Origin of the sequence: Mycobacterium sp. E2989, assembly GCF_001667595.1 — a bacterium.
Lineage (GTDB): Bacteria > Actinomycetota > Actinomycetes > Mycobacteriales > Mycobacteriaceae > Mycobacterium.
Genome location: NZ_LZJX01000060.1, coordinates 18,978 through 33,373, shown reverse-complemented (window position 1 = coordinate 33,373; position 14,396 = coordinate 18,978). Strand labels below are relative to the sequence as shown.

9 protein-coding genes and 2 pseudogenes are annotated in these 14,396 nt (G+C 67.5%); 4 read left to right on the top strand and 7 right to left on the bottom strand.

The annotated features are described in order from the left end of the window. Positions 1–335 (top strand): annotated as a pseudogene (locus tag A5680_RS25190) (amidohydrolase family protein); the annotation flags it as partial. A gap of 34 nt (positions 336–369) precedes the next feature. Here A5680_RS25190 and A5680_RS11745 read toward each other — a convergent pair. Then, positions 370–1,713 (bottom strand): sugar porter family MFS transporter, encoded by a 1,344-nt coding sequence (locus tag A5680_RS11745; protein ID WP_055405023.1) that lies wholly within the window; start codon positions 1,711–1,713, stop codon positions 370–372. Between the two features lie 125 nt (positions 1,714–1,838). On the opposite strand from A5680_RS11745, the gene A5680_RS11740 reads away from it, so the two are divergent. Continuing rightward, positions 1,839–3,146 (top strand): MFS transporter, encoded by a 1,308-nt coding sequence (locus A5680_RS11740; protein WP_067819409.1) that lies wholly within the window; start codon positions 1,839–1,841, stop codon positions 3,144–3,146. Here A5680_RS11740 and A5680_RS11735 read toward each other — a convergent pair. The 4 genes from A5680_RS11735 to A5680_RS11720 form a co-directional block, all read right to left on the bottom strand. Beyond that, on the bottom strand, positions 3,143–6,043 hold the full coding sequence (locus A5680_RS11735) for an RND family transporter (protein ID WP_082970342.1): 2,901 nt from the start codon (positions 6,041–6,043) through the stop codon (positions 3,143–3,145). The genes A5680_RS11740 and A5680_RS11735 overlap by 4 nt on opposite strands. Then, the gene (locus tag A5680_RS11730) at positions 6,040–6,477 is read right to left on the bottom strand and encodes an MmpS family transport accessory protein (RefSeq protein WP_055405506.1); all 438 of its coding nucleotides are present in this window, start codon (positions 6,475–6,477) and stop codon (positions 6,040–6,042) included. The genes A5680_RS11735 and A5680_RS11730 overlap by 4 nt, the downstream gene beginning before the upstream one ends. Before the next feature lie 112 nt (positions 6,478–6,589). After that, positions 6,590–6,928, bottom strand: a complete 339-nt coding sequence (locus A5680_RS11725; protein WP_055405505.1) for a hypothetical protein — start codon at positions 6,926–6,928, stop codon at positions 6,590–6,592. A 32-nt stretch (positions 6,929–6,960) separates the two neighbouring features. Next, entirely contained in the window at positions 6,961–8,190 is a 1,230-nt protein-coding gene (locus tag A5680_RS11720; RefSeq protein WP_067819403.1) for a D-alanyl-D-alanine carboxypeptidase family protein, read from the bottom strand. 192 nt (positions 8,191–8,382) lie between these two features. Here A5680_RS11720 and A5680_RS11715 point away from each other — a divergent pair, with 192 nt between their 5' ends. Then, positions 8,383–8,619, top strand: a complete 237-nt coding sequence (locus A5680_RS11715) for a hypothetical protein (protein WP_197281341.1) — start codon at positions 8,383–8,385, stop codon at positions 8,617–8,619. 98 nt (positions 8,620–8,717) lie between these two features. Then, on the top strand, positions 8,718–9,959 hold the full coding sequence (locus A5680_RS11710) for an MFS transporter (RefSeq protein ID WP_156675076.1): 1,242 nt from the start codon (positions 8,718–8,720) through the stop codon (positions 9,957–9,959). On the opposite strand, the gene A5680_RS11705 is transcribed toward A5680_RS11710, so the two are convergent. Further along, positions 9,956–12,862 (bottom strand): RND family transporter, encoded by a 2,907-nt coding sequence (locus tag A5680_RS11705; protein ID WP_067819397.1) that lies wholly within the window; start codon positions 12,860–12,862, stop codon positions 9,956–9,958. The two genes, A5680_RS11710 and A5680_RS11705, sit on opposite strands and share 4 nt — an antisense overlap. Before the next feature lie 125 nt (positions 12,863–12,987). Further along, a pseudogene (locus A5680_RS11700) lies at positions 12,988–14,343 on the bottom strand (aspartate aminotransferase family protein); the annotation flags it as partial. Positions 14,344–14,396 lie beyond the last annotated feature (53 nt).

The window sequence follows — 14,396 nt, the reverse complement described above, 5'->3', positions numbered from 1 at the left end:
GCGTCGTCGCGGGCATCCACCTGGAGGGGCCGTGGCTGAGCCGGGCCCGGTGCGGGGCGCACGACCCGGCCCGGATGCGCGACCCGGACCCGGCCGAGATCGACGCCCTGCTGGGCGCCGGCGGCGGCGCGATCCGGATGGTCACCCTGGCCCCCGAACTGCCCGGGGCCGACGACGCGATCCGGCGCTTCCTCGATGCCGGAGTCGTTGTGGCACTGGGGCACACGGACTGCACCTACGAGCAGGCCGAACGCGCCATCGGCCTGGGCGCCACGGTCGGCACCCACCTGTTCAACGCGATGCCGCCGGTGCACCATCGCGAGCCCGGCCCGCTGACGGTCCCGTCGAGCACCGCGGTGCCCGCGGCGATCACGACCATCGACCGCCGTTCTCCCAGAAGTGCCGGATCTCCTCGAGCTGGCGCCCCTTGGTCTCCGGCGCGTACCGGTACACGACGACGAACGCGACCACCGCCAGCGCCGCGAACGCCGCGAAAGTCCCCGCGCCGCCGAGGGAATGCAGGAGGGTGAGGAACACGGCGGCGATGATCGCATTGGCCACCAGGTTGGAGGTGAGCATCGTGCTCGACCCGATGGACCGCAGCCGCGACGGGAAGCTCTCGCTGGCGTACACCCAGCCCAGCGAGCCGAACCCCATGGTGTAGCCGAAGATGAACAACACGATGCCGGCGAATCCGAGCACCGCGCCGCCGATGCCCCGTCCGAACACACCCATCAACACGACGTCGGCGGCGATCATCATGGCGATGCCGGACAGCAGCACCGGGCGCCGGCCGACCCGGTCGACGAGCAGCAGCGCGGCGCCCACGGCCGCCAGCCCGGCGACCTGGACCACGGCCGGCAGCGCCAGCAGCGCGAAGTTGCCGGTGAAGCCCATCGCCTCGAATATCCTTGGGCTGTAATAGATGATCGCGTTGATGCCGGTGATCTGGATCAAGAAGCCGAGCGTGACGACGAAGGCGGTGGCGCGCGCGTACGGCGGTCGCAGCATTTCCGACCAGCCACCGCCCCCTTCGCTCAGGGCGTCACCGATCTCGGCGAGCTCCTCCTCGACCCGGGCGGTGGGCTCCACGCGCAGCAGCGCCCGCCGCGCCTCGTCGGGCCGGCCCTTGAGCACGTACCATCGTGCCGTGTCCGGCGCTCGAATCAGCAACGGCAGCAACAGCATTGCCGGCACCGTGGCCAGCCCCAGCATCCAGCGCCAGCTGTGGGTGCCGGCCAGCAGATAACCGGAGAGGTAGCCGACGATGAGCCCGCTGACGATGGCCAGCTGATAGGCCGTCAGCAGCGAGCCGCGCACCGCCGTCGGAGCCGATTCCGCGATGTAGACGGGCACGACCACCACCGCCACGCCCAGGGTCAACCCGAGCAGGAGCCGCGCCGTCAGCAGCATCGGGAATGACACCGACAGGGCGCCCAGCAACGCGAACCCCGCGTAGGCGGCCAGGAGCAGCACCACCGACTTCTGCCGCCCGATCGCGTTGGCGAGCTTGCCCGCGCCGAGCGCCCCGACGATCTGGCCGATGACCACCATCGTCGTCAGCAGTTCCTGCTGGCGGGTGGACAGCCCGAAGTCCTCGGTGACGTACAGCTGCGCCCCGGCGATGATGGACAGGTCGTAGCCGTAGATGACGCCGATGCTGGCGGCGGTCAGGCCAATGCGTGCACCGCTCAGCCGACCGGCTTCAGTCATCTGGGTGAGTGTAGTGACGCCCCGCGGCGAGGGCGTTGTCCCCCGATCGGGGGACACACAATTCCACCCCCGGTGTCCGATCGGCGGATGTATCCCACTCTTCACCGGACCTACATTCATTTGTTATGTCCGTCACGTTGTTGCCCACCGCCCCGGCCCAGAAAAGCCCGTTCGGCCGGCTGCTGTCCCAGGGCACGCTGTACACCGCTGGGATGCAGTTGAGCAATTGCGCGGTCGTGCTGCCCGTGATCTGCGCGCACCAGGGCCTCAGCTGGGCGGCGGGGCTGATCTTTCCGGCGTACGGAATGGGCGCGCTGACGGGCAATTCGATCTCGCCGGCGGTCCTGGCGCGGTCCGGGCGGGCGCGCCACCTGCTGCTGGCGGCGGTCGGGGCGACCGCTGCCTCGATGCTCTTGCTCGACGCCTTGATTCCCTGGACGGGCATGTTGACTGCCGCGGTGTTTCTGCTGACGTGCGTGGTCAGCGGGGTGGTCGTCGGGATCGGCACCGTCGGCTACCCCGACCTGGTGTCCAACAAGCTGGCCGCGGCGCGGCGCGGCGAACTGCTGCTGATCCAGGGGGCCATCGGTTCGGTGCTGGCCACCGGCGTCACGCTGTTGGTCGTGCCGATGCTGGCCCACGGCAACCAGATGGCGTATCGCCGCGACCTGCTGTGGCTGGGCGCCATCGGCCTGGCCGCGTCGGCCGTCGCGGCGCTTTTCGTCGGCCCGATGCGGTCCGCCTCGATCACCACCCGGATGTCCGTGCGGGACACCTACCGGCAGGGCTTCGCGGTGGCCCGGTCCCAGCCGTGGTTCCGCCGCTACGTGCTGACCTACCTGCTGTTCGCCCCCGTCAACCTGGGCACCTTCTTCTACACCCTGCGCGCCGCCCACCACCATGGCAGCCTGCAGGTGCTGATCGTCCTGTCCAGCATCAGCCTCGTTATCGGCTCCACGCTGTGGCGCAAGCTGTACCGCGTGTTCGGCGTGCGGGGCATGCTGCTGGGCAGCGCCCTGCTGAGTGTCGCCGCCGTCGTGCTGTGCATCGGGGCCGAGTCGAGCGACCAGTGGACCCACGCGTGGGCGTACGGCACGGCGTTCTTCGTGGCGACGGTGGCCGCCCAGGCCATCTTCCCCTCGGGCGTCTCGTGGATCAGCGTCCTCGCCGCCGAAGAGCACCGCGGGACGCTGATCGGCTTCGCCTCGACGGTGTTCAACGTCGCGACCGCGGTGCTGGGGGCCGCGCTCGGCGCGATCGCCCAGATGCGCGGCACGGTGTGGCCGGACGTCTTCCTGCTGATACTGACCATCGCGGCCGCCATCGCGGCGCTGGGTGCGCCCGCGCCGGAGAAGCGGCGCGCGGTCGAGCTTCGGGTCGCCGGCCCGGACCGCCCGGCGGTGGCGCCGGCGCCCTGCCTGCAGGCGGCCTAGGGGCGCATCGGCTCCGGCGCTTTCTCGGGCGGCGGCGGCAGCAGCAGCGCGCGCACCAACCGGCGGGGTCCGGAGGATCGCAGCATCCGGCTGGCCGGTCGGGGGCGCACGCGTTGCGGCCACCAGAACCACCGCCCGAGCAACGCGGCGATGGACGGCGTCATGAACGCGCGGACGATCAGCGTGTCGAACAGCAGGCCCAGGCCGATGGTGGTCCCGATCTGACCGATGATCCGCAGATCGCTGAACAGGAACAGCGACATCGTCACCGCGAACACCAGCCCGGCGGCGGTCACCACCCCGCCGGTGCCGGCCATCGCGCGGATGATGCCGGTGTTCAGGCCGGCGCCGATCTCCTCTTTCAGCCGCGAAATCAGCAGCAGGTTGTAGTCCGATCCGACCGCCAGCAGGAGGATCAGCGACATCGCCAACACCAGCCAATACAGGTCGATGCCGAGAATGTCCTGCCAGACAAGGACGGACAGGCCGAACGAGGAGCCCAGCGACAGCAGCACGGTCCCCACGATCACGGCGGCGGCGATCAGGCTCCGGGTGACGATCATCATGATGATCAAAATCAGGCTGATCGCCGCCACCCCGGCGATCAGCAGATCGTAGAAGGCGCCCTCCTGGATGTCCCGGTAGGTCGACGCCGTGCCGCCCATCGAGATCGCGGCGCCCTGCAGGGGCGTTCCCTTGATGGCCTCTTTGGCCGCCTGCTGAATCGGCTCAACGCGGGAAATGCCCTCGGGGGTCGACGGGTCGCCGTCCAGGCCGATGATGAAGCGGGCCGCCTTGCCGTCCGGCGACACGAACATCTTCAGGCCCCGCTTGAAATCCGGGTTGTCGAACGCGGATTGGGGCAGATAGAACGAATCGTCGACGTTGGCGGCGTCGAATACCCGGCCCATCGCGCCGGGGTCCTTGCTGTTCATCTCCTGCTCTTTGTAGAGCGAGACGAGTGTGCCGTGCCAGACCACCAGCATGTCCCGCATGATCGTCATCGTCGAAATCATCGGCAGCATCTGCGCGCGCATTTCGGGCAGCAGCTTGGTGAGCACATCCAGATCCTTGGCGAGGAATTGCAGCTTCTGGCTCAGCTGGTCGACGTTGTCGAACGTGTCGAATACCGACCTGATCGCCCAGCACACCGGGATGTCGAAACAGTGTCTCTCCCAATAGAAATAGCTGCCGATCGGTCGAAGGAAATCCGAGAGGTCCGCGAGGTGATCCCTGATCGTGTCGGTGGTGGCCGACATGTCATGGGTGAGGTGATCCATGTCGACGGTGTTGTCGACGATCTGGCCCATCAGCTCGTACATGTGCTTCATCGTTGCGATCGACACGTCCATGGCCTGCTGCTGCACCACCATGTCGTCCAATCGGTCCTTCATGAATCCCATGTTTTCGGCATTCGCGACGCTCTGCATGCTGATGATGAATGGAATCGAGGTGTGCTTGAGCGACGTTCCCAGGGGCCGGGTAATCGATTTCACCTGCGCGATGCCGGGGCTGTGAAAAATGGTCTTCGCGATCTTGTCCAACACCAGCATGTCAACCGGCGTGCGCATGTCGTGATCGGTCTCGACCAACAGCACGTCCGGGTTCAGCAGGGCCTGCGAGAAGTGCCGGCCCGCGGCCCTGTCGCCGACCAGGGACGGCATGCTCGCCGGCATGAACCCGCGCAGATCGTAGGTGGTCCGGTAGCTCGGCAACGCCAGCAGGCCGATGAACGCCACCGCGCAGGTCGCCGCGAGAACGGGGCCGGGCCAACGAACGATGGCCGTGCCCACCCGGCGCCACCGCCGAGTGGCCATCCGCCGCTTGGGGTCGAAGAACGCGAAGAAGCTGGCGACGGTCAGCACCGCCGGCCCGAGCGTCAGCGCGGCGAGGACGGCGATTAGCATGCCCACCGCGCACGGCGGGCCGAGCGACTTGAAGTACGGGAGCCGGGCGAAGCTGAGACAAGCCATGGCGCCGGCGATCGTCAGGCCGGAACCCAGGATCACGTGGGCGGTCCCGTGAAACATGGCGAAGAAGGCGGATTCTCGATCCCTGCCCTCGTAGCGCGCCTCGTGGTAGCGGCCGAGCATGAAGATCGCGTAGTCGGTGCAGGCCGCGATGGCCAGCAGGGTGAGCAGGTTGGTGGCGAAGGTCGAAAGGCCGAAGACGTTGTGGGCAACCAGAAAACTGACCACTCCGCGAATGGCCCCCAGCTCGATCCCGACCATGAGCAGGACGAGGATCGTGGTGACCACGGACCGGTAGATGAAGAGCAGCATGGCCGCGATCACCACCCCGGTGATCAGGGTGACCCTCATGATGCTTTTGTCGCCGGCCTCCGATTCGTCGGCGATCATCGCCGTCGCTCCGGTCACGTAGGCCTTGAGCCCGGGCGGCCGGGGCGTGGTGTCCACGATCTGGCGCACGGCGTAAACCGAGTTGTACGCGGCGGTTTCGCTCTTGCCGGCGAGATACACCACGACGTAGGCGGCCTTGTCGTCGGGGCTTTGGGATCCCCCCGCGGTCAGCGGATCGCTCCAGAAGTCCTGGATGTGCGCCACGTGTTTGGTGTCGGCCGAAAGGCGTTGCAGCAGAGCGTTATAGAACCGGTGGGCGTCGTCGCCCAGGGGTTTGCTGTCTTCCAGCACGATGGTGGCCACGTTGTCGGATCCGGTTTCCCCGAACACCCGGCCGACGCGCTTGAGCGCCTGAATCGACGCGCCGCCCGCGGGGCTCATCGAAACCGAATGCGCTTTCCCGACCGCTTCCAGTTGGGGGATGGCGAGGTTGAGAATTGCGGTGAGCGCCAGCCATAACAGGACGATGGGCACCGCGAACCGGCGGATCAATTGTGGCATCAAAGGCGGACGGGAAGCGGGGGCCGTTTCGCTCATCCGGCGTTCACCTGGCAGAAGGTCAGGGCTTTCGGGCCCGTCTCGGATCTTTCGTCCTCGGTCTTTCCGTTCACCTTGATTCGGCACCCGATCTCGCTGCCGCTGCTTTGTGCCAATAGGTTGACCGTGACGGAAGTCAGCGTCGTCGTCAGCGTTTCCGACCAAGGCAGCGGAATGTTTTCCAGCCGTTGCACGCGCGCGTCGGGATCCAAATAGGCGATTCTCGCGGTGGGGGCGGGACCGAAGACTTCGTACGTCACGTGTTTCGGGTCGAACAACGGATCTTCGAGGTCGGCCTTGACCCTCACGGTCGGGTGTCCGTGGACGCCGAACATGCTGTGCAGGCGGTAAATACCGAACGCCGCGACACAAACGATGGTGATGACGGCCAGCAACAACCACATTCGCTTGACGACTCGGGTAACCGAAATCATTTTTACCCCCGTGCTTGGTCACCGGGTCGCAATAACAATTCGATGTTTTGTTGCGTTAGCGAGTTAGAGGCTACCGGCGACGCGCTAAATCATCGGGGCTTTCGGCTAATCGTTATGTGGCGCCGCCGGTCCGCAGCCGATCGCGCAGCAGCTCGATAACGCGCTCGGGGTCGTCGGGGCTGATGCACGGCCGCACCTGGCGCCCGAGCTCGAGCACCAGGAGCGTTTGCTTGCGGCCCCGCCGGACGTCCAGCGGGAACCAGTAGCGCGGGTCGCCCGCTCCCCAGATCCGGCCCTTGCCGCTGTTCCAGGTCATCTGCTCGGTCTTGACGCCCTGGATCTTGCTGTAGGGGATCCGCTTCGGGGTGGCCAATGGGAAGTAGTAGCGGCGGATAGTGATTCCGTCCTCGTCGAGCCGGAGGCCGGAGTCCTCATACAAGGCTTCGCTCATCCGCAAGACGGTGCCACAGCAAACTTCCGCGGTCAACGATGCTGATGTTGCGGCCGGCGGTTCATCGACCGCGCGACCATGATCAACGCGAACACGATGATGGCGCCGATGATCGCGACGCCGACCCGCACCGGCAACGCGTCGGCCGAGGGCAGCAGGTCGGCGGCCTGGGCGCCGTTGGCCTGCCGGTCGGCGGCGGTGTCGCGCTTGGCGGGCGCCAGCGAGGGGTCGGGCTCGATCAGGTTGCCGACCTGCGTGCCCCGCGGCGTGCCGAACCCGTAGTCCAGCAAGTGCGCCGCCTGCTCCCACGGGGCGATCGGCTGCCGCGTCCCGTGCAGCAGCACCGCCATCAGGCGGCGCCCATCGTGGTTGGCCGCGCCCACGAACGTCTGGCCGGCGTCGTCGGTGTAACCGGTCTTGCCGCCCAGGGCGCCCGGGTACTTGTAGAGCAGCTGGTTGTCGTTCTCGAGTTCGTAACCGGGGTGGTCGCCGTGGCCGGGGAAGTCGAACGTGCGCGTCGCGACGATGTCGGCGAAAGTCGGGTTCTGCCAGGCGTATCGGTAGAACAGGCCGATGTCGTAGGCCGAGGTGCTCATGCCGGGGCCGTCCAGCCCGGACGGCGTCGCCACCCGGGTGTCCTTGCCGCCGAGCTTGGCGGCCAGCACGTTGATCTTCTCCACCGCTTGCTGCATGCCGCCGAGTTGCATGGCCAGCGCGTGCGCGGCGTCGTTGCCCGAGTGCATCAGCAGGCCGTGCAGCAGCTGGTTGACCGTGAACACCCCGCCCTCTTCCACGCCCACCTTGGTGCCCTCGGCGGCCGCGTCGTCGGCGGTGCCGGGGACCGCCTTGTTCAGGTTGAGCGCGTTGATGGACGCCATGGCGACCAGCACCTTGATGATGCTGGCGGGGCGGTGCCGGCCGTGCGGGTCCTTGGCCGCGATCACCGCGCCGCTGTCCAGGTCCGCCACCAGCCACGCGTCGGCGGAGACGTCGGTGGGCAGCGGCGGCGTGTCCGGGGCGGCGACGATCCCGCAGCTGGCCAGCGCCTCGCCGCCGACCGGCTTGGGCGGCACCGCCAGCGGGATCGGCGGGTCGCCGGCTTGGGGAACCTCCGACGAATCGACCGCCGGTGGGGTGTTCACCTTGAAGGGGCAGCTCGGCGGCGCGGCGTTGGGCTCGGCGCTCGCCGTGGGCAGGGCGACCGGCGCGGCCGTCAGGAAAACCGCCGCTGCCAGGCACGATACGGAACGTAAGAGGCTCATTATCTGTGCAGACTAGGCGATCGCGGCCCCGATTCCGGTGAGCCGCGCTGTGACTGGTGGGGCACAAGTTGCGAGTGGCCCGCCGCGCGACGGCCGCGTCCACCCCCTACACTGGCGGCTATTCCAAACGGTGGGTTGTGGTCTCGGCTGCGGGGTTCCGGCGATGGCGCCGGCGCACCCGGCCCCCGGCCGCTGAAAAACCTGATCAAGCAGGTCGAGAAGGCGACGCAGGTCCGCCGCTCCGGGCTCGACCAGGTGCTGACCGAGTTGAAGGCGCATCGTGACACCACCTCGGATGCCGACCTGCGTTCCGCGCTCGCCTGGCTGTGCAACGCGGTCGCGCGATTCCAGAACGAGCCGACCACCCCCCGGTCCCGGGAGCTGGCGCTGGCCGCCTACGAGGTGAATCGGATCCTCGCGGCCGGCTGACCCGCCGCCCGTTCCCCCGATCGGGGGACGCGCAATTCGTCCGGTCCCGTCCGATCGGAGGATAGTTCTGCCTGCTCAGCGCGCATAACGTCCTCGTCATGGCCGTAGTACCGGACGGGGTCGCAGCCCAGACGAACCCGTTCCCGCGCATGCCCTCCCAGGGCGCGTTCTACACCGCCGGAATGCAGTTCAGCAACGGCGCGGTGGTGCTGCCGTTCATCTGCGCGCACCTGGGCCTGACCTGGCTGGCCGCGCTGCTGTTTCCGGCGTACGGCCTCGGATCAATCGTGGGCAATTCGGTGTCGCCCGCGGTCCTGCGGCGAGTGGGCCAGATGCGGCACCTGATGCTGGCGGCGATGGCGGCCGGCGCGGCCGCGCTCATCTTGTGCGACTCGGTGATCGCCTGGAACGGCGTGCTCGCGGCGGCGATATTCCTGCTGACGAGCGCCGGCGGGGGCGTCCTGGTCGCGGTCTCCAACGTCGCCTACCCGGACATGGCCTCCGGCAAGCTGTCCGCGCTGAAGCTGCTCATGGTCCAGGGGACCATCGCGTCGGTGGTGGCCACGGTCGCCGCGCTGTTGGTGGTGCCCGGGCTGGCCACCGGCGACAAGGCGACGCTGCACCGCGACCTGCTGTGCCTGGGCGCGTTCGGCCTGGCCGCCTCCGGCTTCGCCGCACTGTTCGTCGGCCCGGTACGGTCCGCCTCGACCGCCCCGAGGACGTCCGTGCGCGACACCTACCGGCAGGGCATCGAGGTCGCCCGCACCCAGCCGTGGTTTCGCCGGTACGTGGTCACCTTCCTGCTGTTCGCTCCGGTGACGCTGGGCACCACCTTCTACGCGCTGCGCACCGCGCAACAGAGCGGCAATCTGCGGGTGCTGGTGTTCCTGTCCACCACCGGCATGGTCATCGGTTCCGCGCTGTGGCACAAGGTTCACCAGCTGTTCGGGGTGCGCGGCATGATGCTGGGCAGCGCCCTGCTCAGCGCCACCGCAGGCGCGCTGTCCATCGCGGCCCAATCGTGCGGCCAGTGGACCCACATGTGGGCCTACGGCACGGCCTTCTTCTTGGCGACGGTCGCCGCCCTGGCCGTCTTCGCCGCGGCGATTTCGTGGATCAGCGTGGTGGCCGCCGAACCCCACCGCGGAACGCTCATCGCATTTTGCTCGACGCTGCTCGCCCTCGAAACCACGGCGTTGGGCGGCGCGTTCGGCGGCATCGCGCAGAACCGCTCCGCGATCTGGCCGCTGGCCGTCGTCGTGGTCCTGGCCGTCGCCGCCGCCGTTGCGGCGCTGGGCGCGCCCGCGTCGCAGCCACGGAGTGCGGCGGTGCCCGCCTAGCGCGGGTCCGCCCGCGGCGACCGCTCGACGGGCGTGAGCAGCAGGGCGCGCACCAACCGGCGGGCCGCGTACGGCCGCAGCATCTGACTGGCCGGGCGCGGGCGCACCGGTTGCGGCCACCAGAACCAGCGCCCGAGCACCGCGGCGATCGACGGCGTCATCAACGAGCGCACGATCAGCGTGTCGAACAGCAGGCCCAGGCCGATGGTGGTCCCGATCTGACCGATGATCCGCAGATCGCTGAACACGAAGAGGGACATCGTCACGGCGAACACCATGCCCGCGGCGGTGACCACCCCGCCGGTGCCGGCCATCGCGCGGATGATCCCGGTGTTCAGCCCGGCGTAGATCTCCTCCTTGAGCCGGGAGATCAGCAACAGGTTGTAGTCCGATCCGACCGCCAGCAGCAGCATCACCGACATCGCCAACACCAGCCAGTACAGGTCGATGCCGAGAATGTCCTGCCAGACGAGGACGGACAGGCCGAACGACGAGCCCAGGGACAGCAGCACCGTCCCGACGATGACGGCGGCGGCGACGATGCTTCGGGTGACGATCATCATGATGATCAAGATCAGGCTGATCGCGGCGACGACGGCGATCAGCAGGTCGTAGAGGGCGCCCTCTTGCAGGTCCTTGAACGTCGCCGCGACGCCGCCCATCGAGATCACGGCGCCCTGCAGCGGCGTGCCCTTGATGGCCTCCTTGGCCGCCTGCTGAATCGGCTCGACGCGGGAAATGCCCTCGGGCGTAGCGGGATCCCCGTCCAGCGAGATGATGAAGCGGGCCGCCTTGCCGTCCGGCGACACGAACAACTTCAGCACCCGCTTGAAACCCGGTGCGTCAAAGGCCGATTGGGGCAGATAGAACGACTCGTCGACGTTGGCGGCGTCGAAGACCCGGCCCATCGCGCCGGGGTCTTTGCTGTTCATCTCCTGTTCCTTGTTGAAGGACGCGAGGGTGCCGTGCCAAACCACCAACACGTCTCGCATGATGGTCATCGTCGACAGCATCGGCAGCATCTGCGCGCGCATCTGCGGCAACAGCCTGATCAGGACGTCCATGTCCTTGGCGAGGAATTGCAGCTTCTCGCTCAGCTGGTCCACGTTGTCGAACGTGTCGAATATCGCTCGCAACGCCCAGCAGACCGGGATGTCGAAACAGTGCCTCTCCCAATAGAAATAGCTGCCGATCGGCCGAAGAAAATCCGAGAGGTCCGCGAAGTGATCCCTGATCGTGTCGGTGATGGCCGACATGTCGTGGGTGAGGTGATCCATATCCGTGGTGTCGTCGATCATCTCGCCCATGAGTTGATACATGCGCTGCATCGCCGCGATCGATGCGTCCATGGCCTGCTCCTGCACCACCATGTCCTCCAGCCGGCCGTTCATGAACTGCGTGTTCTCGTCGTTCACCACGTTCTGCATGCTGAGGATGTACGGGATCGAGGTGTGCTTGATGGGGGTCCCCAGCGGCCGGGTTATCGATTTCACTTGTGCGACACCGGGGCTGTGAAAGATGGCCTTTGCGACCTTGTCCAGCACCAGCATGTCGACCGGGTCGCGCATGTCGTGATCGGTCTCGATCAACAGCACCTCGGGATTCAGCCGGGCCTGCGAGAAGTGCCGGCCCGCGGCCCGGTCCCCGACCAGCGACGGCATGTCCGGCGACATGAATCCGCGCAGATCGTACGTCGTCTTGTAGTTCGGTAGGGCCAGCAGGCCGACGGACGCCACCGCGCACGTGGCGGCGAGCACCGGGCCGGGCCAGCGGACGATCGCGGTGCCCACCCGCCGCCACCATCGAGTGTTCATCCGGCGCTTGGGATCCAGCAGCTTGAAGAAGCCGGCCACACTCAGCACCGCCGGGCCGAGCGTGAGCGCGGCCAGCACGGCCACCAACATGCCGACGGCACAAGGGGCCCCGAGCGTCTTGAAATACGGGAGCCGGGCCAGGCTCAGGCAGTACATGGCGCCGGCGATCGTCAGGCCCGAGCCCAGAATCACGTGGGCGGTGCCGTGAAACATAGTGTAGAAGGCCGTCTTTCGGTCTTCACCGAGGTGACGCGCCTCGTGGTAGCGGCCGAGCATGAAGATCGCGTAGTCCGTGCTGGCGGCGATGGCCAGCAGGGTCAACAGGTTCGTCGCGAAGGTCGTCAGGCTGACGACGTTGTGGGAGGCCAGAAACGCGACGACCCCGCGGATCGCCCCCAGCTCGACGCCGACCATGGCCAGGACGAAAACCATGGTGACCACGGAACGGTAGATGAACAGCAACATCGCCGCGATCACCAGGGTGGTGATCAGGGTGACCTTGGCGACGCTCTTGTCGCCGGCCTCGGTCTGGTCGGCGATCAGCGCGTACGGGCCGGTGACGTATGCCCTGACCCCGCGGGGCGCCGGTGTGCCGTTCACGATGCGCCGGACCGCGTGAACCGAGTTGTACGCCTGGGTTTCGTTGTTGCCGACGAGGTACACGACGCTGTACGCGGCCTTGCCGTCCGCGCTTTGGGATCCCGCCGCGGTCAGCGGATCGCTCCAGAAATCCTGAATGTGCGCGACGTGCGAGGTGTCCGCCGACAGCTTGCGTATCAGCTCGCCGTAGAACCGGTGCGCGTCGCTACCGAGGGGCTTGTCGCCTTCCAGCACGATCGTCACCGCGGTGTTGGAGTCGAACTCGCCGAACACCTGGCCGATGTGCTTGATCGCCTGAACCGCGGCCGCGTCCTTCGGGCTCAGCGACACCGAGTGGGTTTTGCCGACCGCCTCCAACTGCGGGACGGCGATATTGAGGATCGCGGTGAGCCCCAGCCACACCAGCACGATCGGCACCGCGAGACGGGCGATCGTCCGCGGCAGCAACGGCGCTTTGCCAGCCGGTCTGGCCCCCGGTCCGTTCTTCACCCTGCCGCGGCTCCTTTAAGAGGTTCGGCCAAGAGCGCCCATCGCGGCGAACGTACACCTCCGGCGGCCGGCGGCGACTTGTATTTCCGCTAATCGTTATGTTTGCCCGCGCTCGGAAAAGGCGGCTACACCTTGCCGAGCACGTCGCGCAGGATCGATTCGATGGTGTCGAATTCGTCCTGACCGCTGATCAGTGGCGGCGCCACCTGCACGACCGGATCGCCGCGGTCGTCGGCGCGGCAGTACAGGCCCGCCTCGAAAAGCGCGGGGGACACGAAGCCGTGCAGCACCCGTTCGCATTCCGCGGCGCTGAACGTCTCCTTGGTCGCCTTGTCCTTGACCAGCTCGATGGCGTAGAAGTAGCCCTCGCCGCGGACGTCGCCGACGACGGGCAGGTCGTACAACCTCTCCAGGGTGGCGCGGAACGCGGACGCGTGTTGCCTGACCCGATCATTGAGGCCCTCGCGCTCGAAGATATCGAGGTTGGCCAGCCCGACGGCCGTCGAAACCGGGTGTCCGCCAAAGGTATAGCCGTGCGGAAAGACGGTGGCGCCGTCGTTGAACGGCTCGAACAATCGCTCGCTGGCGATCATCGCGCCCAGCGGTGAGTAGCCCGACGTCAGGCCCTTGGCGCAGGTGATCATGTCGGGCACGTAGCCGAAGTCCCCGAGCTCACTACTGCAGGCGAACATCGAGCCGATCCTGCCGAAGGCGCAGATCACCTCGTCGGACACCAGCAGCACGTCGTGCTCGTCGCAGATCTGGCGCACCCGCTCGAAATAGCCCGGGGGAGGGGGGATGGCACCGCCCGCGTTCTGCACCGGTTCGAGGAACACGGCGGCGACGGTCTCCGGGCCCTCGAACTCGATCGCCTCGGCGATCCGGTCGGCGGCCCATCGCCCGAACGCCTTGGGGTCGTTGGCGAATGGCTCGGGCGCGCGGTAGAAGTTCGTGTTGGGCACCCGGAAGCCGCCCGGCGTCACCGGTTCGAAGGGCGCCTTGTACGACGGAAGGCCGGTGATGGCCAGGGCGCCCTGGGTGGTGCCGTGGTAGGCGATCGACCGCGAAATCACCTTGTGCTTACCGGGTTTGCCGGTCAGCTTGAAGTACTGCTTGGCCAGTTTCCACGCGGTCTCGACGGCCTCGGTCCCGCCCGTGGTAAAGAACACCCGGTTCAGGTCGCCCGGCGCGTAGTGGGCGAGCCGCTCGGCGAGCTCGATCGCGGTCGGGGTGGCGTAACCCCACAGCGGGAAGTACGCCAGCGTGCTGGCCTGCCGCGCGGCGACCTCGGCGAGTTCGGTGCGGCCGTGCCCGACCTGCACCGTGAACAGCCCGGACAGGGCGTCGAGGTAGCTCTTGCCGCGGTCGTCGAAAATGGTCACGCCGTCGCCGCGGACGATGACCGGCGGGTTGATTCCGGCGCCGTGCCGGGCGAAGTGCAGCCACAGGTGTTCTGTCATGGTGTCTGCGAGACTAGCCGCGCCGGTCCGTTGGCGCGGCTCCTTTCTGGCGCCGTTTCGGCCGCGCTAGGCTC